The sequence below is a fragment of the Cnuella takakiae genome (assembly GCF_001953305.1).
In the GTDB taxonomy this organism is placed as follows: domain Bacteria; phylum Bacteroidota; class Bacteroidia; order Chitinophagales; family Chitinophagaceae; genus Flavisolibacter; species Flavisolibacter takakiae.
In genome coordinates this window covers 1-2,584 of sequence record NZ_MTFE01000004.1, presented here as the reverse complement: position 1 = coordinate 2,584, position 2,584 = coordinate 1, and the positions used below count along the sequence as shown (strand labels likewise).

At 48.6% G+C, this 2,584-nt stretch carries 2 rRNA genes; both read right to left on the bottom strand.

What is annotated here, in order from left to right:
• Positions 1-46: 46 nt before the first annotated feature.
• Positions 47-161 (bottom strand): 5S ribosomal RNA (gene rrf / locus BUE76_RS00530).
• 111 nt (positions 162-272) lie between these two features.
• Positions 273-2,584 (bottom strand): 23S ribosomal RNA (locus BUE76_RS00525); the annotation flags it as partial.

Below are 2,584 nucleotides of genomic sequence, written 5' to 3'. Positions count from 1 at the left end.
AAAAAGCCCCGCACTGTATTGCTACAGTCGGGGCCTTTGTAAATGATTATGGCAGTTACCTACTCTCCCACAGCACGCGGCTGCAGTACCATTGGCCATGAGGGGCTTAACTGCTCTGTTCGGGATGGGAAGAGGTGATCACCCTCGGAATAGCCACCATAAAAAGGTACTATACTCAAGATTTTATTCTCAGCATAAATAAGATAACATATTGAAAGCAGCAGTAGTTGTTGGTACACCAGACATCAGTTCTGATATCCAGAGTAAAAATAAAAATTAAAGCGTACGGGCAATTAGTACTACTCGACTGTGCTGTTACCAGCTTTACATCTGTAGCCTATCAACGTAGTCGTCTCCTACGGCCCTTAAAAGTAAACTCATCTTGAGGAAGGTTTCACGCTTAGATGCTTTCAGCGTTTATCCTGTCCGTACTTAGCTACTCAGCATTGCACCTGGCGGCACAACTGATACACCAGCGGTACGTACGACCCGGTCCTCTCGTACTAAGGTCATGTCCTCTCAATTTACTTGCGCCCACCACAGATAGGGACCGAACTGTCTTGCGACGTTCTGAACCCAGTTCACGTGCCACTTTAATCGGCGAACAGCCGAACCCTTGGGACCTTCTCCAGCCCCAGGATGTGACGAACCGACATCGAGGTGCCAAACCTTTCCGTCGATATGAGCTCTTGGGAAAGATCAGCCTGTTATCCCCGGAGTACCTTTTATCCTTTGAGCGATGGCCCTTCCATGCGGAACCACCGGATCACTTCAGCCGACTTTCGTCCCTGATCGACTTGTCTGTCTCACAGTCAAGCTCCCTTATACTGATGCGCTCTGCGTACGATTACCAACCGTACTGAGGGAACCTTTGCAAGCCTCCGTTACTCTTTAGGAGGCGACCACCCCAGTCAAACTACCCACCATGCACTGTTTCCCGTTAGGGATTAGACTCTAAACAAACAGAGGTTGGTATTTCAACGTTGACTCCACACCGCCTGGCGACGATGCTTCATAGTCTCCCAACTATCCTACACACTGGTTGTTCAAAATCAATGCAAAGTTGTAGTGAAGGTTCACGGGGTCTTTCCGTCCCGTGGCGGGTAACCGGCATCTTCACCGATACTACAATTTCACCGGGCTCGTGGAGGAGACAGTGTTCAACTCATTAGACCATTCGTGCAGGTCGGAACTTACCCGACAAGGAATTTCGCTACCTTAGGACCGTTATAGTTACGGCCGCCGTTTACTGGGGCTTCAGTCAGGAGCTTTGGGGTTACCCCCGAACACCCTTCCTTAACCTTCCAGCACCGGGCAGGTATCAGGCCCTATACTTCATCTTACGATTTTGCAGAGCCCTGTGTTTTTGTTAAACAGTTGGTTGAACCATTTTACTGTGACCATATCGCTATGGTACGCCTTATCCCGAAGTTACAGCGTCAATTTGCCTAGTTCCTTCTCCACGGCTCACCCGAGCGCCTTAGAATATTCATCCCGTCTACCTGTGTCGGTTTGCGGTACGGGCCGTCTTAGCCTAGCCTTAGAGGTTTTTCTCGGCAGCCTTTAGGTTCACTCACCGCAGCCGAAGCATTGGTGTACTTTCGTATTTCGCCTTATCTTCCGGATTTGCCTGGAAAACAAATAGCTACGTACTTAACCGCACTATTCCGTAAGTGCGGGGAACTTTCACAACTGCGTCACCCCATCGAAACTAAAACGGGTGCTGGAATATTAACCAGCTTTCCATCAGTTACCCCTTTCGGGTTCACCTAAGGACCCGACTAACCCTGATCCGATTAACGTTGATCAGGAACCCTTAGACTTTCGGCGAACAGGTTTTTCACCTGTTTTATCGTTACTTATGCCTACATTTTCTTTTGAAACCGCTCCAGCAATAATCGCTTATCACCTTCGATGCAGGTTTCAATGCTCCCCTACCGATCCATACTGAAAGTATGTATCATAGAGCTTCGGTTCATGGTTTGATGCCCGATTATTTTCCGCGCAGAGTCTCTCGACCAGTGAGCTGTTACGCACTCTTTAAATGAATGGCTGCTTCCAAGCCAACATCCTGGCTGTTATAGAAACTCCACCTCGTTTGATCAACTTAACCATGTATTAGGGACCTTAGCTGCTATTCTGGGTTATTTCCCTCTCGGCCACGGACCTTAGCGCCCGCAGCCTCACTGCCGCAGATATTTATTAGCATTCGGAGTTTGTCAGGGTTTGGTAGGCGGTGAAGCCCCCTAGCCCAATCAGTAGCTCTACCTCTAATAAACTTCTAAAATGCGACGCTGTTCCTAAAAACATTTCGGGGAGAACGAGCTATCTCTCAGTTTGATTGGCCTTTCACCCCTATCCACAGTTCATCCCAAAACTTTTCAACGTTTATGAGTTCGGTCCTCCAGTTAGTTTTACCTAACCTTCAACCTGACCATGGATAGATCACAAAGTTTCGCGTCTGCCCCCACTGACTAAAACGCCCTATTTGGACTCGCTTTCGCTACGGCTCCGTTAGTTAAGAACTTAACCTCGCCAGTGAGGAGCAACTCGTAGGCTCATTATGCAAAAGGCACGCCGTCAC